Below are 17,520 nucleotides of genomic sequence, written 5' to 3' on the forward strand. Positions count from 1 at the left end.
TATAGAAAAGATGATTTTAATATGCACTCTCCAACGATCAAACATCGCGGGGCTTTTGTCGCCACGTTACTGACAGGTACCTTTTCGATGTCAATTTCGCAGTCTTCTTTAAGCACCGCTTATCCTGCTTTTATGAAAGCTTTTGGTTTAGGAGCGGATACAGTTGCTTGGCTGACAACCGGCTTTATGTTGGTGATGACCTTGATGATTCCGGTTAGTCCATGGCTATTGCATAATGTTCCTTTCCAACGGCTTTTCCAAGCGATTGAACTCATTTTTGCCATTGGGACAGGCTTATGTATCTGGGCACCGAGTTTTATCGTGCTCATGATTGGCCGGTTGCTTGAAGCGATTGCGGTCGGGATTATTTTCCCGAGTTTCCAGACCGTGTTGCTGACGATTACGCCGCATAGTGAGCGTGGTCGGGTGATGGGCACGGCGGGATTGGTCATGGGCTCAGCCTTGGCAGTCGGTCCGATTATTTCCGGTGTTTTGCTGACATGGTTCCCTTGGCAGGCCTTATTCTTGTTCTTCTTGGTCGTTTCGCTGCTTGTGCTGGCCGTTTCAACGGTGACCATTGCGTCTGTCATGCCATTGCAACCGACGCAACTGGACTGGGTGTCCTTCCTTTTATCCGCAAGTTTTCCAATTCTACTTTACGCCTTGGGTGCTTTGTCGAAAAAAGGTTTAACTGTTGGCGTGGTTGGTTTGTTGATTTTAGGCATTCTGGCAGCTAGTATTTTCGTTGCTCGGCAATTGAACCGCCAACCACCAATGTTGCAAATGCGAGTTTTTGCCACTGGTATGTTTACTAAAGCGGTGTTTATGACTGGAATTTCATACGTCGGTTTGATTGTCACCACCATTCTGATGCCGCTTTACTTTCAAACGCTACTTGGTTTGTCACCGTTGATTTCTGGCTTGTCCTTAGTGCCAGCTGCGGTGTTGCTGAGTATTTTGAATCCAATTAGCGGGCGTCTACTGGATCGCATTGGGCCGCGTGTCGTGGCCATGATTGGCATGTTGTTGATTACTGGCGGCTTTGGTCTGTTAGCAGTCTTTGCCCATCATTTACCACTGATTGGGGCAATTATGTTGGCGATGGCGACTGAAGCCGGCAATGCCTTTGTGATGATGCCTTCAGTGACGGCTGGCGCGAATGCTTTGCCGAATGAGCTTGTGGCAGACGGCACTGCGGTTACAACGACGGCTCGTCAGTTATTCGGTTCTGCCGGTGTCATGTTCGCCACAGTGTTGTTGGATGGCATGCAAACCACGCTGCGAAGTCATGCTGGCGGTTTTGCTGTTACCTTCGCTGTGTTTGCTGGCGTGGGCCTGATTGGCTTGCTGTTGGCGTTGACGTTACCAAAGGAAGTCGCGAAGAAAGCGGTATAGCTGCGAATTCGTGCTTTGCATCTACAAAAATGACCGCCTACCAAAAAGTAGACGGTCATTTTTGTTGCAACTAAGCATGCTTGACTGGGTGCTTAGCCGCAAATGATCAGGAGAGAAGCATCGCGACTAGGAAAGGAGGGCAACAGGATTGCTTTAATCAACAAAGACCAGTTCGATAGTTTCATCTTCCGGTTTGATGTTGACAGATAAATGACGATTAAGGTCGGCCACCAGTTTGCGTGCGAAGGCCATCTTCTCGTCGAATTCGGTCATGTGCAAAGTAAACGGGACGCTTTGGTAATTAAAGTTTTCGCCGATATAGCCCGGATCAGTCACGTAGCGCAAGTTGTTTTCGTCGTGGCGACTGCCCGGTTTCAGGACGGTATCCAAATACTGATAGAGAATCGTTGGATCGTAGTTCAGCGGCTTATCAAGGGTCGTGGAAAGCTTGTAGCCGGTTGCTTGACCAGCAAATTGTTCGTTGATTTAGACTTGGGTAAGGCTTTGATACAATTTCAAAACGATCACTCCTCTTCTTTTCACTTTTAGTATAGCAGTTATGGTAGATTGTAAAATTAATCCGAACGCTGATCTTTTTTGTCCGAACAGCGTTCGGATTAATTTTACAATCTACCTTTTACCAAGCAATTGATGAAATGCTAGCTAACGCTAGTCCTAGTGATAAATTGTCTAAACGCTTGCAAGCAATCTTTGCCCAAGCATCTATTTCTCGGCGTGATATGTTGGGTGCAATGATTGGCGCGGTATGAATATTGCTACAGCAAAAAGTGAATCATTTGCAGTTAATGAACTCAAACAGCAGTATATCGATGGCTATAATAATTCAAGCCCTAATAAACTATCAACAGTTCCAGATAAAGTAGCCAATCAAGCTGAGTATTCTCAACGAATTTGGGTGCATGGCGACGTTATGACGACACGAATGAAAGAAACCCTGAACAAGGGTTTGAGTCGCCGCATGAAAAAATCAGACATCAATAAAGTGACCCGCAGTATTCCTCAAAGCGGTGATCGAATTGATGACAATTTAGCAACGCCTATGAACCAAATGCTATCCAGAATTCATACGTTAACAACTAATGAAGCTATACGCAATAGCAACGGTGGTAAGAATAGAGCGTATGATGAACAGAATGTTCAGTATGTGATGTGGTTAACCGAGGAAGATGATCGTGTTTGTGATATTTGTGAACCACTTGATAGACAAACATTTGCCTATGGACAAGCACCGATTCCAGTCACGGATACTCATCCAAGGTGTCGTTGCCAGCTGGTAGCCTGTGATGAAGATGGGAATCTGCTGTCTGGTGAACTTGATAGGGTATTTAAGGAACAAAAAAAGCCCACTTAGTTTAAAACTAAGTGGGTCAGGAATATTATTAATTGGCTTCGCTCACAACAAAGTCGAGGGGTGCTAACTAAGTTAGCATCTATAATTTAGTATAAGAACCTTAAATGAAGCTTAAAAACTAATTCTTTGATTTACCGACAAAGAAAGAAACTACAGCAACAACAATTACTGCTCCAATAATTGAAGGAATAATTGCCATTCCGGCTAATTGAGGGCCCCAAGATCCGAGTATAGCTTCTCCAATAGAGGAACCAACTAATCCGGCAACAATATTAGCAATCCACCCCATTGATTTTCCTTTGCTAGTAATTGCTCCAGCAATAGCACCAATGATGGCACCAATAATTAAAACCCATAACCAATGCATAAAACATCATCCTCTCTTATTTTTCGAAGGATGTTTTTTAGATTTGTTATAGTTTTGAATTTCTTTAAAAATGGCTAATAAAAGTTGAGATATAGAAATGATAATTGATAATTTTGACCAAAGTCCAAATCTTTTCATATGAAATCCTCCATTATCTAAATTGCATTCTTCTAAATCTAATTATAGGCAATTGAATATTTGCATACAAGTTATTCGATTGTGCCATTCTTTTTAAAATAGGAATTTTTGATTTGCCTTTTTCTCAATTACAGGCGTTAAAGAATAATTGATTTAGTTATTGCACTTACAAACAATTTAGTCTACGGACTTAAAAAGGAGTTTTGATGATGAAAACAAATTTGCAATTTTTTGCTGATCCTAACCCAGAACCTAAGCCAAACGATTCTAACCCAAATCCTGATGTGACCTTTTGGGCGTGGTGTGATAGACTGTTCTTGCATCAAGACGAAAACTTCTTTCATTGTTTGTTGTAGGAATTTCAATGATACCTGAATTTTTCGTCTTGGTGTCTTTTTTTTACCATTTTGGCTGCGTGGCTAACTTAATTATAAAACGCGCGAGAATAAATTTTTGCGAGAAAAAGGAATTAAAAACCATAATAAATTTATTCTATTGAATTTAAATGACTATCGTGTTGCTAAGTTAAGATATCCAGTAACTCAAGCTAGTTTGAATGAAATGTTAATCAAACTTGGTAATGAAGCCGATATTACTGCGCCTAAAGAGATGCAGTGGTCGATGTATTCATTGCGGCATACAGTTGCAACAAGACTTGGGAATACAGCCGGGATGAGTTATCCGTGGGCGGCAGCGCGTATGGGACATACGTTAGAAGAGTTCATGCAGACTTATGTTCATGTTGATCAGAATCGTTCGTTAGAAATGCTTGCTAAGTGGGTATGATTGACTAAATTTCTCAAACACACACACGAAACACACAGAACTCAAAGATAATTAAATAAACGCGATTGCTGCGGGATTTCGAAGCTCAACTTTGTATCTTGCAGACGCATAAACAAAATAATTCTTATTTGCAAAAGCCGACAATAGCGCGTTGATTGTCGGTTTTTGTTTGTTTAAAAAAGGCTGTATCAGTTAATATCAACACACAGCAAAATTGAAAAAAGTCGCGCGTTATTACGGTGGTACCATAATTTTTACAGGTCAACTATTCCTTATGTAATTCGATAGCATTAGCAGAAAGACAAATCACACGGGCAACATAGTGGTCATTATGATTTAGATTCCAATGCTTTTACGATAATAGCTGGGGCTAGCACCACTGTAGCGTTTAAATGCCTTGGAGAAAGTGAAGCTATCCTTGTAGCCTACCATATTGGCAATGCTTTGCACTGAATTATTACTAGTGCTTAGACGCTGTTTAGCATCTTCTAAGCGCAATTTAGTTAGTAATTTTTGTGGCGAGGTATTAGCGTGCGTTTTAAACAAGGTGTAGAGATAGCTTCGTGATAAATTAAGATAATGACAGAGGTCCATAATGGTACAACCAGTACTATAATTTTCTTGCAAGTAAGAAACAGCTAAGTTAAATTGTTCAGTTGACTTTACTTTTATGTTGGTGGCGTCAGCGGGATACCAGCGCAATAAGTCATAGAACATTCGATAGATCAAAGACCCTAATAGAACATCATTTATCAATGAATTAGGGATGTGTAAAACTTTATAAAGTTCAGAGAGATCGGCGTAAAATTGGCCATTTTGTACTTGGCGTAAGTAGCATTTCTGAGCTAATAAAGAACCAGAAAGCATTGCTTCGATACGGATACCGGAAAAACCGATCCAAAAGTATTTCCACGGTTGGTCATTGTCAGCTTGATAGAAACAAGGTGTTCCCTTAGGTAGTATAAAAATATCGCCGGCTTTTAATACGGTTGCTGGATGGTTAGCTGCAGCAAAGGTACCTTTACCCTCCTGGATGTAATGGATAACATAGCTGTCTCTGACATTATTACCTTTGTAAGTGTAATTCGGTAGGCAAGCCTCTTGCCCGAAAAAGAGTACATTACTTTCGAAGCTTTTATTCGCTAAAGTTTTATATTCACCATTCATATGAGTTCTCCATTTACTTAAAATATCTTGCTAAATATGTGAAAATGTTTTTCAACTAATTAATAAATAGCTACACTATACTGCTATTTAGAAAAACATGTCAAATTGTTTACTAATAAAAATAACAAAAAATTGATAAAGATTACTATGGGCAACCCAATAGACAGGAATTATAATGAGCTTTGTTAATGAAAACGGATACAAAAAATGATTTGAAGGGCAGGTAATTCATTTATGCAGGAAGAACATAATTATAAAATGGGGTTAGGAGGTCGCCTAATCTATGGTTTTGGTGCTTTTGGTAATGATGCTTTCTATAGTATCCTCTCCGGATATTTAATTATCTTCATTACTTCACACCTTTTTGATACCGGTAACAAAGCACTAGATAATCGAATGGTCAGTTTGGTGACCTTGATTATTATGGTGTTACGAATCGTTGAGCTATTCATTGATCCCTTTATCGGTAACGCAATTGACCGAACTAAAACACGCTGGGGTCATTTCCGGCCATGGGTTGTAGTCGGTGGGACCGTCTCTTCAATTATTCTCTTGCTATTATTTACTAATTTAGGCGGCCTCTATGCTAAAAACGCAATGATTTATTTGGTCGTTTTTGCAATTTTGTATATTACGATGGATATTTTCTATTCGTTTAAAGACGTTGGTTTTTGGTCAATGTTACCTTCCTTGACCACTGATTCACGAGAACGCGAAAAAACTGCTACTTTTGCCCGCTTAGGGTCAACTATTGGTGGTGGCTTGGTTGGTGTGTTGGTCATGCCGGCAGTTATCTTCTTTTCTGCCAAGGCGACTAGTACTGGCGATAATCGTGGTTGGTTCATTTTTGCCTTGATCATCTGCTTGATAGCTTTAATTTCAGCCTGGGGTGTTGGCTTAGGTACACGTGAAGTTGATAGTGATATTCGTAAAAATAAACAAGATACAGTTGGTGTGATGGAGATTTTTAAGGCACTGGCTAAAAATGATCAGTTGCTATGGGCAGCTTTAGCCTATTTATTCTATGGTGTGGGCATTAATATTTTAGGTTCACTGGAAGTCTATTATTTCACGTATATTATGGGTAAGCCGAAATCATTTTCTATTCTATCGATCATTAATATTTTCTTAGGTTTGATTGCTACATCGCTATTTCCAGTATTATCGAAAAAATTCAGTCGTAAAGGTGTTTTTGCTGGCTGTTTAGTGTTCATGCTAGGTGGTATTGCGATTTTTACCATTGCTGGCAGTAATTTATGGCTGGTTCTATTAGCGGCAACTATGTTTGGGTTCCCGCAACAGATGGTCTTTTTAGTAGTTTTGATGGTAATCACGGATTCTGTTGAATACGGTCAATTGAAGCTGGGGCATCGTGATGAGTCGCTGGCTTTATCAGTGCGGCCGTTGATCGATAAATTTGGTGGCGCTATCTCTAACGGGGTTGTTGGCCAAATTGCCATTATTTCTGGTATGACGACTGGTGCGACTGCTTCTTCTATCACTGCTGCAGGACAATTACATTTTAAATTAACGATGTTTGCCTTTCCCGCGTTAATGCTACTTATCGCTATTGGCATTTTTTCAAAGCAAATATTCTTAACCGAAGAAAAACACGCCGAAATTGTGGCTGAACTTGAAAGAACCTGGAGAACAAAGTTCGATAATACCACTGATCAGGTAGCAGAAAAAGTAGTTACATCACTTGATTTAGCTACACCAATCGCTGGGCAAGTGATTCCACTTGCCCAAGTCAATGATCCAACTTTTGCGGCTGGAACGTTAGGTGACGGATTTGCTATTAAACCTAGTGATGGCCGAATATTAGCTCCATTTGATGCAACGGTACGTCAAGTATTTACCACACGACATGCAGTTGGCTTAGTCGGTGATAATGGGATCGTCTTATTGATCCATATTGGTTTGGGAACTGTTAAACTTAGAGGAACGGGATTTATTTCTTATGTTGAGGAGGGGCAGCATGTACAACAAGGGGATGAATTACTTGAGTTTTGGGATCCAACGATCAAACAAGCTGGTTTAGATGATACGGTTATTATGACAGTGACTAATTCAACCGAATTCACTATGATGGATTGGTTAGTCAAGCCAGGTCAAGCCGTTAAAGCAACTGATAATATTTTACAGTTGCATACTAAAGCATAATGTGCCACTGGTTATCATTTAATTTTAAAATTAGTAATTCCCCGAGGAGGAAATAAAATGTCATTAATTACGGTTGATCAAGCGAATCGCGTTTTTCATTTGCATAATCAAAATCTTTCTTATATCTTTGCAGTTGAGCAGGGCGGTACTTTAAGTCATTTATATTTTGGTGGGCATGTGGACCATTACCACGGTGAATTGCGCTATCCACGAGTCGATCGTGGTTTTTCCGGTAATTTACCGGGATCGACTGATCGCACTTTTTCACGTGATACTTTGCCGAAAGAATACAGTACGGCTGGTGAAATGGATTATCACTTACCAGCAGCAATCGTTCGTCATACTGATGGGGCTAATGCATTATTCTTAGTTTATCAGGGATATCGGATCGAAGCGGGTAAACCAAAGTTAAGCGGGCTACCGGCAGCTTTTGTGGAGGATGAAACAGAGGCAGAAACTTTGACCATCGTATTAGTTGATCAAGTAAGCCAAGTCGAGTTTGATCTACAATATACGATCTACCGTGATCGACCAGTGGTCACGCGCTCGGTGCAAGTCTGTAATCAAGGTGATCATGCAGTTAATTTAGAAAAAGTTGCTTCAATGCAAATCGATTTTACGGATCGTCAGTTCGAAACAATTACATTACCTGGAGCGCATGCCAATGAACGCCATCCAGAGCGGGGTTCGATCAATTATGGAATACAGACTTTTGGTAGTTTGCGGGGTACTTCCAGTCATCAAATGAATCCATTTTTGGCCTTGGTTGATCACACTACGACAGAGTTTAGCGGTGATGCATATGGTTTTAACTTGGTCTATTCTGGCAATCACGCATTTGAACTGGAAAAGGATCAACTTGACCAACTTCATCTAATGGTCGGTATTAATAGTTATAATTTCAATTGGCAACTTAAAGCTGGCGCGACTTTCCAAACACCAGAAGTATTAATGGTCTATACAAATAAAGGTTTGAACGCGATGAGCCAAGCCTACCACCATTTGATCCGTGAACGAGTAGTACGTAGTGAGTTTAAAAATCAAGAGCGTCCGATTGTAGTTAACAACTGGGAAGCAACATTCTTTGATTTTAACGAAGCAAAATTGAAGCCGATCGTGGATGAAGCCAAGCAGTTAGGCATTGAAATGTTTGTTTTAGATGATGGTTGGTTTGGACATCGTGATGATGATAATTCTTCATTAGGTGACTGGCAAGTTGATCATAGAAAATTTCCGCAGGGCTTAAATCATTTTGTGAAATATGTGCATGAACAAGGCCTTAAATTTGGTATTTGGTTAGAACCAGAAATGATTTCATATGATTCAAAGCTATATCAGCAACATCCAGATTATTTAATGCAAGTTCCTGGCCGATCACCAAGTCCATCACGTAATCAGTATATTTTAGATCTTGGTCGGCAAGCCGTACGAAATAATATTTTTGACCAGCTTGATCAACTTCTAAAATCGAAGCAAATTGATTATATTAAATGGGATATGAATCGCCACCTTTCAGATATTTATTCCGTTGCTTTACCACCAGAACGCCAGGGTGAGGTCTATCATCGGTATGTTTTAGGTCTGTATGAATTATTGGAACGGTTGACGACAGCTTATCCGCATATCTTATTTGAAGGTTGCTCAGGTGGTGGCGGTCGATTTGATGCTGGGATGGCTTACTATATGCCACAGATTTGGGCTAGTGATAACACTGATGCAGTTGCGCGATTGACGATTCAATATGGGACTAGTTTAGCCTATCCAATTTCGTTAGCTACCGCCCATGTCTCAGTGAGCCCTAATCAGCAAACAGGTCGTGAAACGTCAATGTCGACTAGAAGTGCAGTAGCGGCAAGCGGTGTCTTAGGTTATGAATTGGATCTAACACAACTCAGTTCAGCGGATAAACAAATAGTCCAAAAGCAAGTTGTACAGTATAAACAGATTAGACCACTGATTCAATTTGGTGAATTTTATCGCTTAAAATCACCAATTACTAGCAATCAAGCAGCATGGATGTTTGTTTCACCTCAACAAGATGAAGCGATTGTCATGGTATTTAATCTGACATCCTATGCCCAACCCAGTTTGACAAAAACCAAATTAGTCGGTTTGAATCCCAAGCTGAATTACCAAAATATTGCTACTAAGGCGATATTTGGTGGTGATGAATTGATGCAACTTGGCTTCTATGATCCAGTAGTCTACCAAGATTACACAACAAAGGTCTATCATTTTAAAGCAGTCACTGAGAACTAACTTTTACGTAAATTGCAATAGTAAGTTAACCAGTGCCGGTAAAGTACACAGACGAAAGGGCTCATGGGAGTTCCAGGTGGATCAGGCGGCGCGGCCTTTACGCGCACGCGCTAATTCCTTTCGAAATACTTCAGCTGGTGTACAGAACCTAAGTAAACGGCGCGGGAGATGGTTGAGCCGAGATTCAGCTTGACGGACCAGACTGGGTGTAGCTAGATCGAGTGATTACCCCTTAGGAAAGTAACGTCTGAGTGATTGTGGACCTCATTAGTGGCGCGTTCGGCCGAGCTATAAGGGTGGGTATAATAAGTCTCGGTAATACCCTCAAGCGCAGCCGTTAGCGTGGTGAACTCTGTTCCGTTATCCGCCGTAACTGTCCGCATAACGTTACCGAATTCAGCCGTAGTATTTTGCATGCATAAGCCACAGATAGCGCGTTTTACGTTCGGTAAACGTTAATAGGACACTCTCGCTACCAGCACGTTTGCCAATGACAGTATCGATCTCAAAATGACCAAACTCGTGACGCATTTCTACTCGCTTTGGCCGTTCTTCAATACTACGACCGAATAGGCGCTGATGTTGGTGCGAGTGGTGCTGGGTCATCCGACGTTTTGTTTTTTCCAGCAGATCAAGGTTACGGATCTCCAACAGTTGCGCATCGATATAGTTGTACAAAGTCTTCGTACAGACCATTTTGGCCGGCTTAAATAACCGGTGCTTACGGGCATAACCAACGGCAGCGTCCGGCGACCAGCCCTCATGGCAGAACTTATCATCAAAGTAGGCTAAGAAGGCCGTCACTTGGCTAAATTTTAATGGGCGTCCGCAGTTTTGCCGCTTTATTTCATAGCGATTCTGAGCGGCTTCAGGACTGTAAATTTCAAAGTAGTGTTTCTGATTATTAACGCGTTTAACTTGCGTGACTCGACCACGCTTGAGCTCATTATTGACGGTCTGGTGGCAGACGCCTAATCGAATCGCTATTTGCCGTACTGAGCATCCTTCAATGTGCCAAGCGGCGATTTAACCGCGTTCGATTTCCGATAAATGGTGACCTTTTAGGCGTGGTGTGATAGACTGTTCTTGCATCAAGACGAAAACTTCTTTCATTGTTTGTTGTAGGAACTTCAATGATACCTGAATTTTTCGTCTTGGTGTCTTTTTTTACCATTTTGGCTGCGTGGCTAACTTAATTATAAAACGCGCGGATAATTTTGATAATTGGTAGATTGCAAATTTAATCCGAATTTTTGGACAAATTTGTCAGCATAACCTGATACGGTGTTTGCTAGTCGAGTATTTTAAGCGGTCGCTGGTTAATTTGGAGTAACGTCGTCGTTAAATCTTGAGTACTAATGTGCTCAAAACGAGTCCCTTTAGGATAAAAACAACGTAAATTCCGATTAAAGCGTTCATTACTACCACGTTCAGCTGGAGTATAAGCATGGCAGTAATAGGTCTTAATACCATATTGTGATTCAAGTGATACTAGACCGCTAAACTCAGTGCCACGGTCCACCGTGAAGCTGTGCACCGGACCATTAAAAGTGGTTAGGAACTTAGTTAGGGCTTCATTAACAGTCGCTGTCGTCCGATCTTTTAACCGGTAGGCCCAAAGGAACCGTGATTTGCGATCGATTAAAGTTAATAAAACTGCCTTACTATGCCCACGAGGACCAACGACTGTATCTAGTTCAAAATCGCCGATGCGATTACGTTGATTAATCATCATGGGACGCTGTTCAATTGATCGCCCCAAAGATTGATTATATTTGGATCGTTGGTCAACGTTACGCCGTTGGCGTACGCCATGTTCAGGTAGATCATTCAAGGAGAAACCAATTCTCCCCTGATTTAGCCAATTATAAATAGATTTAGTAGCTAGTTTAAATTCGTGAGCAATCATTCCTGGTGACCAGCTTAGACGTAAATGGTTGAGAATTTTTTGCTTTAACTCATCGCTCAGCTTAGTTTTCCGACCACATTGTGATCGCTTGTATTCGGCATCTGTTTGTGCTAATTCAGCCTGATAAGGTTGACATCGAGATAATTCATAAGAAATTGTTGACGGTGATCGGTTCAGCCGAACGCCCATTTGGATATTGGACAGCCCTAGTTCACAAAAGGTTTCGATTTTAATTCGTTCGGAATAGGTTATACTAGACAAAAGATCAGCTCCTAAAAGATGGGTTTGTGGTAAACACCATTTTAAAGGAAGCTGATCTTTTTGTCCGAACAGCGTCGGATTAATTTTACAATCTACCATGTACGTGTCGTATATTCCGCAAATCATTTCGAATTTCTCAGGTGACCCAGTATCGCCGCTACAACCACTCGTGGCAATGATTAATGGGATATTATGGACTGGTTACGGCTGGTTCAAGACTTATAAGGATTGGCCCGTTATTATTTCAAATGTTCCCGGGGTGATTTTTGGATTTATCACTGTTTTAACCGTATATATGCATTAAACGAATGACAAATTGACTGTAAACTAAAAGTCCGCTAATACGTTTAAACACGTATCGGCGGACTTTTTTGCAAGGTGTTAAGCGTTCTTTAAAGCAGCCTGAGCTAACAATAGGCCACCGGCAATGCCAGAATTGTTACCCAGTCCAGCGGGAACGATATAGTCATCCAGTGGTGGGACTTCTTCGTAGCCATTTAGATAGGCGGCAAACTTTTCACGAATCATGGGAAAGAGCTGCCGTTGATTTATAACACCACCGTTAAGAATAATTTTATCAGGTGCGAAGGCGACGGTGAGGTTGACACATGCCTGTGCGATGTAGTCAGTGATGATTGGCCAGACCGGATCGTCAACGGGAATATCTTTCCCAGCTTTCCCCGTTCGTTTTCCAACTGCTGGCCCAGCAGCTAAACCTTCTAAACAGATGTCATGGTAAGGACAGTTGGACTTGAAATCGTCCCCAGGTAACCGGTTGAGTCGCATGTGACCAAGCTCAGTATGAGTGCGACCATTAAAAATGTGGTTCTGACTAATGACGCCAGCGCCAACACCGGTACCAATCGTCATGTAGATGCTGTTAGGGACGTCCTTAGCGATTCCAATCATTGATTCGCCATAAGCGGCTTCGTTAACATCAGTGGTCCAGTAGAGTGGGATGTTGAATTGACTTTTAAGATGGCCTAAAAAGTCGAAGTCACCCCAGCCGGGTTTGGGAGTCGTGGTAATGTAACCATATTTCGGATCATCGGGATTAACGCCGATGGGGCCAAATGAACCGATACCAATCGCGTCAACGGGATGAGTCGTAAAATAGTCGTCTACCGCAGTCATGGTTTCAACGGGGGTTGTCGTGGGGATCGAAATTCGGTCGCTAACTTGCCCGTTTTCAGCGCCCGTGGCACAAACAAATTTTGTACCACCAGCTTCAATTGCACCTAAAAGCATAGTGTGCCTCCTGTAGTTAAAAATGTAGTCTTATTTAATAATAATATATTCTTAATTCGAAATTTTGTTAACGATTACATTAATTTTGACATAAATAAATTAGCTGACTAGTGAAATCAGCGTTGGTGGGTTTAAGTGGAATCCCCATCGTGTTTAACTGATGCCCCGTATAGCGATTACCCGATGAATCGCTATACGCTAATTCAGCATCGAGATAGTGTAATGGTAATGGGTGCTGAGTTTTGACAGCAGAATTAAGCCCATTTAAGTAACAGCAAATTGCCTGCTTTTTATCTGCCGTTACTATCAACCACGCAACAACGTGTCTTGTTGTTGGTAGACGATAAAAGTGGGCCTTGATAAAAGTAGATTTCAGTTGCTGATATTTAATTAAGGCTCCTCGAAGAAGTTGCTGTTCACTAGGAGCAAGTTGTTTAGGATTAAGTTCCAATCCTAGTTGCCCGATGCAGGCTAATTGTAATCGAGTTTCAAATGGTGTTATTCGGCCATTTTGCGCATTGGGTGATGCGGTTATATGGTTGCTGAATATCCGTGGTGGAAATAGATAACTAAATCCGTTCTCGATGGTTGCTCGGTCGACTGGATCAGTCAAATCGCTTATCCACGTCTGATTGGTGTATGGTAGCATACCAAAATCAAACCGGCCACCACCAGCTGAACAATTTTCGATAATCAGCTTGGGGCAGGCGCGCTTCAAGCGTGTAAGAATATCATAAAGTCCACAGACATAGCGATAATACAGTTCCCCCTGTTGTGCAGCCGGTAAGTGTGTGCTGCCAACCTGTGTAAGATGGCGATTCATATCCCATTTAAGATAATCGAGTTGGTTATTTTGAACCAAGTTCGTCAGAGTAGTGATTAAGTGGTCACGGACAGCGGCCTGCGAAAGGTCTAAGACTAGCTGGTGGCGAGCTGTGATGGGTGTCCGATCAACATATTGTAATACCCAGTCAGGATGTTGTTGGTAGAGCTGACTGTTAGTGGTGATCATCTCTGGTTCCACCCAGAGACCGAATTTCATTCGATGATGATGGGCTTGTTGGGCAAGGGGGTTCAGACCATTAGGAAACTTAATGGGGTCAACAAACCAGTCACCTAATTGCCCATTTTCGCCGTTACGGTTGACAAACCAGCCGTCGTCTAAGACAAGCATTTGTAAGCCTAACTGGTGGGCGTGTTCGATTAAGTGTTGAACTTTAGACTCCGAAACGGCAAATGTCAGTGTTTCCCAAGTGTTAAGCACACTTGGAATGTTAGTCTGGGAGGGCATCAGCTGATAGCTAAAGTCGTGAAATACTTGCGACATGCCGTTAAAACCAGTATTTGTCCAAGTTAGCACGGCTTCAGGAGTCTGAAAACTGCTATTTGGTTTGAGCTGCCATTCGAATGTGTCGGGCTCAAGACCGATTGTTAGGCGGCTATGTTGATATTGGTCAACTTCGACAGTACTGTCGAAGTTACCACTCCATGCTAGTGCACAACCAATAACAGTCCCAGCTAATTCTGTCGTGTTAGGTTCTGCTAGAGCCATGAACGGTTGGTGTTGTGGTCCACTAGTGCCGCGCAGACTGCGAACCGTTTGTAACCCTGGGTGTAAACGGTTAAACGATGGATTAGCTTCATGTGCATGGGTACCGCTTAATGTCAGCGCAGTATATTGGTCAGTTGGTAGATCTAGTTGAGCGCTGGATAGGGCTGTTACTTGCAAATTAGTAGTACCGTGATGGCGCAGAGTTGTGCTTCGCAAGATAAGCGGCTGATTTTCAAAAATAGTGTAGTTAAGATCCATCTGTAACTTGGTCACTGCATCGGTCAAATGAATGACTAGGGTTGTTACAGGCGTGTGTTTGCTAACGGTGGGTGGCAATTGGCGCGAGTTGATTGGCTGATCATTCACAGAAAAACCAGTATATTCTAAAATTGGCAGTAATTGATTGTTAGCATCCTTAATAACGTAAGCTGGCTGGCGATAGTCACCACTGCCAATAGTGGAATATTCGAGTGGCAGTGAAGTCACGGAATATGGAAAGCGTTCTGTTGGGTCATTAGCAAAAGCATGGCTACCGGATGGCATCGGCTCAAAGTACGGTTGTTTTGAAAAGTAACGTCCAAAATATCGATGCACTGGGTAACGATGAGCTAAAATTTGAATAACATAGCTAATTTGGTCATTATGAAGATTGATTAAGCCGGTTTTGGGGTCATATTCAACAGGCATGACGTCCTCCTAATAAAGTTTAGACAGTTGTAGCAGCAACTGAGCTAGCTGCCGGTGCAGTCAACGCAACGAGCTGTTCACCAGCTTGGACATTCGTGACTTTGAGTCGTTCAACATTAGCGTAATTGGCCGTATTTGTGACGATTAGCATGACGGTTGGATCATAGTTAGCGGCTTTTAAGGCAGCGATGTCAAACGTTCCGAGTAGATCACCTTGATGAACGGTATCGCCCTTCTGAACGTTAGTAGTGAAGTGTTCACCATTTAAATTGACCGTATCTAATCCTAAGTGAATCAGAATTTCGGCACCAGCAGTTGTTTTGATGCCATAAGCATGATGGCTATCATAAGTGACAGTGATGACCCCGTCAGCTGGTGCGACGACCTGATCAGCGCTTGGCACGATTGCGGCGCCTTTCCCCATGATTTCGGCTGAGAAAACTTGGTCGTTAACTTGTTTGAGACTTTTGCTAGCCCCCGTTACCGGTGCACTGATAATCTCATCATTAACATTGATGACGGTACTCGTTGGTGCTGGTGATTTTACTTGATCACGATCGTCACCGAGTGTTCGTTTGGCATAGATAAAAGTTGGAATAAATGCGACGACGAACGAGATGACAGCACTGAGCATGAATGCTGGAATCGACTTTGAAGCAATCGAAATGAATCCGATGACTGATGCGGGACCCATCGCCACGGACAGAACGTGGAATAGTCCTAAGAAAGCTGAAGCAATTCCTGAGGCAATCGCTGCAAAGACAAATGGAAATTTCATCTTGAGGTTGACCCCGAAAATAGCAGGTTCCGTAATTCCGAGTAACGCTGAGACCCCGGCTGAAGAAGTCAGGGCTTTTTGCTTTTGGCTCTTAGTGGCAAAGAAAATAGCTAAAGTGGCGGCACCTTGCCCAATGTTGGCCATCGAGGCGACTGGGAAGATAAAGGAACCACCAGTTTTGGCAACATTGGCCAACAACTGGGTTTCGATTGCTGGGAAAGTTTGATGGAGACCAGTAATAACAATTGCAGAATATAATAAACCAAAGATTCCCATACCAATCCAGCCGGTGCTGTTATATAAGCCTACTAAACCGTTAGTTAATGCATCGCTCACCGTTCGTAAGACGGGACCAACGATTGTAAAAGTTAGGAAACCAGTAATCACAATGGCAAACATCGGGGTAAACGTGAAGTCAAATGCCCCTTTAATGTGTTTATGGAAGAATTTTTCAAGGGTAGCTAGAATGAAGGCGACGCCTAAGACTGGGAGCACTTGGCCTTGATAGCCGGCTTGTGCAACGTGTAACCCAAAGACGTTCCAGTAAACCATCTTGCCGGCTGCCATGGTCGTTGCAACGCTATAGCCGTTAACTAGTGATGGTAAGACCATGATCATGCCCATCGTAGCACCCAGATAGGGGTTGCCACCGAAGCGCTTCGTTGCTGAAAATCCTAAGAGGATTGGCAAGAAAGTAAACGGCGCACTAGCCATCGCGTTAATCATTTCGGCGATACCTTTGAGGCCAGGGTAAACTTCAACAACTGACTTCGCCATAAAAAGATGCTCGGCAGTCAAAACGTTGTTTAGTGCCATTAATAGACCCCCAGCAACTAGTGCAGGGACGATTGGAATAAAAATATCAGATAAGACTTTGAGGAAGTCCATTAATGGATTTTTCTTTTGACCCGCAGCGGCAACTGCCTTGATGTCATCGGGTGTCACTTCTTTAAGACCTGTTTTGGCGATTAAGGCGTCATAGACTTTATCGACATCGCCAGGGCCAATAATGATTTGGTACTGGCCGTTAGTTTCGAAGGTCCCCTTAACGTCCGCGTCGTCATCTAAGGCTTGTTGATCAATCTTGGATTCATCCTTGATGACCAAACGGAGGCGTGTCGCACAGTGGGCGGCGGCTTGAATGTTGTTTTTACCAATTGCATTAAGTACGCGGTCGGCAACTTCTTGATGATTCATAATAATTCACTCCCTGAGTCTAAAATTATTTTTAATTTAATAATGCAAGCGCTTTACAGACCCAATAATAGCAATTTTGGAAAATATGTCAAGCGTTTGATACAAAATTGGATTGCTTGATAATCTTGTTAAAAAGCCGAATTTGAAACGCTGACATGAAAATATAATATAAAAATGTCAAACGATTGACATATCGGTGTAAGCGGTTTTATAATAGTGACAATTAAGTCGAACGTTAAAA

At 42.2% G+C, this 17,520-nt stretch carries 14 protein-coding genes and 1 pseudogene; 6 read left to right on the forward strand and 9 right to left on the reverse strand.

Features of this window, described 5'->3' with window-relative positions; genetic code table 11:
• Window positions 1-21 precede the first annotated feature (21 nt).
• Window positions 22-1,395, forward strand: a complete 1,374-nt coding sequence (locus PEPE_RS02480; protein WP_011673100.1) for an MFS transporter — start codon at window positions 22-24, stop codon at window positions 1,393-1,395.
• A 153-nt stretch (window positions 1,396-1,548) separates the two neighbouring features.
• Here PEPE_RS02480 and PEPE_RS09160 read toward each other — a convergent pair whose 3' ends face one another.
• Window positions 1,549-1,881 carry a hypothetical protein gene (locus tag PEPE_RS09160; protein WP_233418268.1) on the reverse strand — a complete coding sequence of 111 codons (333 nt, stop codon included), beginning with the start codon at window positions 1,879-1,881 and terminating at the stop codon, window positions 1,549-1,551.
• A 280-nt stretch (window positions 1,882-2,161) separates the two neighbouring features.
• On the opposite strand from PEPE_RS09160, the gene PEPE_RS02490 reads away from it, so the two are divergent.
• Entirely contained in the window at window positions 2,162-2,767 is a 606-nt protein-coding gene (locus tag PEPE_RS02490; RefSeq protein ID WP_011673103.1) for a minor capsid protein, read from the forward strand.
• Between the two features lie 118 nt (window positions 2,768-2,885).
• Here the strand turns inward: PEPE_RS02490 and PEPE_RS02495 are convergent, their stop codons facing one another.
• Complete coding sequence (locus PEPE_RS02495) at window positions 2,886-3,134, reverse strand: GlsB/YeaQ/YmgE family stress response membrane protein (RefSeq protein ID WP_003606447.1); 249 nt, start codon at window positions 3,132-3,134, stop codon at window positions 2,886-2,888.
• A 6-nt stretch (window positions 3,135-3,140) separates the two neighbouring features.
• Complete coding sequence (locus PEPE_RS09345) at window positions 3,141-3,272, reverse strand: hypothetical protein (RefSeq protein ID WP_011673104.1); 132 nt, start codon at window positions 3,270-3,272, stop codon at window positions 3,141-3,143.
• 453 nt (window positions 3,273-3,725) lie between these two features.
• On the opposite strand from PEPE_RS09345, the gene PEPE_RS02500 reads away from it, so the two are divergent.
• The gene (locus tag PEPE_RS02500; protein ID WP_041526953.1) at window positions 3,726-4,058 is read left to right on the forward strand and encodes a tyrosine-type recombinase/integrase; all 333 of its coding nucleotides are present in this window, start codon (window positions 3,726-3,728) and stop codon (window positions 4,056-4,058) included.
• A gap of 336 nt (window positions 4,059-4,394) precedes the next feature.
• Here PEPE_RS02500 and PEPE_RS02505 read toward each other — a convergent pair whose 3' ends face one another.
• A complete protein-coding gene (locus PEPE_RS02505; protein WP_011673106.1) occupies window positions 4,395-5,225 on the reverse strand; it encodes an AraC family transcriptional regulator in 831 nt (276 codons plus the stop codon).
• Between the two features lie 234 nt (window positions 5,226-5,459).
• Here PEPE_RS02505 and PEPE_RS02510 point away from each other — a divergent pair, with 234 nt between their 5' ends.
• Both PEPE_RS02510 and PEPE_RS02515 read left to right on the forward strand, forming a co-directional pair.
• The gene (locus PEPE_RS02510) at window positions 5,460-7,388 is read left to right on the forward strand and encodes a PTS sugar transporter subunit IIA (protein ID WP_011673107.1); all 1,929 of its coding nucleotides are present in this window, start codon (window positions 5,460-5,462) and stop codon (window positions 7,386-7,388) included.
• A gap of 57 nt (window positions 7,389-7,445) precedes the next feature.
• Window positions 7,446-9,647 (forward strand): alpha-galactosidase, encoded by a 2,202-nt coding sequence (locus PEPE_RS02515; RefSeq protein ID WP_011673108.1) that lies wholly within the window; start codon window positions 7,446-7,448, stop codon window positions 9,645-9,647.
• 81 nt (window positions 9,648-9,728) lie between these two features.
• Here the strand turns inward: PEPE_RS02515 and PEPE_RS02520 are convergent.
• Both PEPE_RS02520 and PEPE_RS02525 read right to left on the reverse strand, forming a co-directional pair.
• Window positions 9,729-10,760, reverse strand: a pseudogene (locus PEPE_RS02520) (IS30 family transposase).
• 178 nt (window positions 10,761-10,938) lie between these two features.
• Window positions 10,939-11,817, reverse strand: coding sequence for an IS30-like element ISPp1 family transposase (locus PEPE_RS02525; RefSeq protein ID WP_049752771.1), 879 nt, complete (start codon window positions 11,815-11,817; stop codon window positions 10,939-10,941).
• Window positions 11,818-11,914: 97 nt separating this feature from the next.
• On the opposite strand from PEPE_RS02525, the gene PEPE_RS09090 reads away from it, so the two are divergent.
• Window positions 11,915-12,121 (forward strand): SemiSWEET family transporter, encoded by a 207-nt coding sequence (locus PEPE_RS09090; protein WP_011673109.1) that lies wholly within the window; start codon window positions 11,915-11,917, stop codon window positions 12,119-12,121.
• A gap of 77 nt (window positions 12,122-12,198) precedes the next feature.
• On the opposite strand, the gene PEPE_RS02530 is transcribed toward PEPE_RS09090, so the two are convergent.
• The 3 genes from PEPE_RS02530 to PEPE_RS02540 form a co-directional block, all read right to left on the reverse strand.
• The gene (locus PEPE_RS02530) at window positions 12,199-13,065 is read right to left on the reverse strand and encodes a fructokinase (protein ID WP_011673110.1); all 867 of its coding nucleotides are present in this window, start codon (window positions 13,063-13,065) and stop codon (window positions 12,199-12,201) included.
• A gap of 79 nt (window positions 13,066-13,144) precedes the next feature.
• Window positions 13,145-15,304 (reverse strand): alpha-galactosidase, encoded by a 2,160-nt coding sequence (locus PEPE_RS02535; protein WP_011673111.1) that lies wholly within the window; start codon window positions 15,302-15,304, stop codon window positions 13,145-13,147.
• A gap of 19 nt (window positions 15,305-15,323) precedes the next feature.
• Window positions 15,324-17,279 carry a sucrose-specific PTS transporter subunit IIBC gene (locus tag PEPE_RS02540; RefSeq protein ID WP_011673112.1) on the reverse strand — a complete coding sequence of 652 codons (1,956 nt, stop codon included), beginning with the start codon at window positions 17,277-17,279 and terminating at the stop codon, window positions 15,324-15,326.
• Between the last annotated feature and the right edge of the window lie 241 nt (window positions 17,280-17,520).

The sequence above is a fragment of the Pediococcus pentosaceus ATCC 25745 genome (assembly GCF_000014505.1).
Taxonomy (GTDB): domain Bacteria; phylum Bacillota; class Bacilli; order Lactobacillales; family Lactobacillaceae; genus Pediococcus; species Pediococcus pentosaceus.